Here is an 849-nt window from a genome sequence, read left to right as displayed (position 1 = left end):
TAACTCTGCCTTTAAGTGCACTGTTGGCGATTAACTGTTCGGAAAGAGAAGTTGCGCGAGCTAAAGACAAGTGCCAATTGGATGGGTACTTGCTGGTAAATATCGGACGGTCATCGGTATGCCCGGTAATTATGATCTTCCCTTGTGTCGCTTCTAAGGTGCGTGCAACTTTAGAAATAACTGGCTGTATGTAAGCCACAACGCTCGCACTACCGGATTCAAATAGGTCTTGAGCTTTAAGAGAAATACGAACTCTATCTTGCAACGCTTCCACAGTGACAAGATCCTTGCCAATCTCCGTTGCCAAATACATAGATATTCTTTCGGCAATAGGTGCTGACTTTGACTCAACCATAGGATTACTAACTGCTGGGGTTGGTTGAATTAGGTTTACCAATTGAGCAAAAGTTTGGTTGGAAGCTTTGTTCAACTCGTAACTGAAGTACATAAAAATACAAACAAGCAGTGCGGAAGTTACCGAACAAACCACCCATAGAGGAGCACGTTCCGAAACCTGAGCACCTGCCAATATATGTTGTTCTACTTTGTTACTAAGCTCTTGCTGTACTCCGCGACCATGTGACTTAAGCACTGATACAACTTGTTTTCTCAATTTACGGTGAGCTTCAAGCCCATTTTTTTCTAAACGATACTGGCCTATAAAACCCAAAGATAAGCATACGTACATTAGCTCTAGTAAATCTAGGTGGGATTCCGGATGAGCCAAACAGCTATCTAGATGCTTAAAAAAAGCCTCTCCACCTTGGCTGCTCGCGTAAAAAGAGCTCAACAGAGAATCATGTGTCCAAAACGATTGACTCCCCCAATTGGTATTCAATACTGCTTCGT

At 42.9% G+C, this 849-nt stretch carries 1 protein-coding gene; it reads right to left on the bottom strand.

What is annotated here, in order from left to right; genetic code table 11:
* A partial coding sequence (gene icmH, locus R7P74_RS25600) for a type IVB secretion system protein IcmH/DotU (RefSeq protein ID WP_318123452.1) occupies positions 1-849 on the bottom strand: 849 nt, incomplete at both ends.

This window comes from Vibrio sp. 2033, assembly GCF_033339735.1.
The sequence above is the reverse complement of the archived record's forward strand: the minus strand, read 5'-3'. Positions and strand labels throughout refer to the sequence as shown.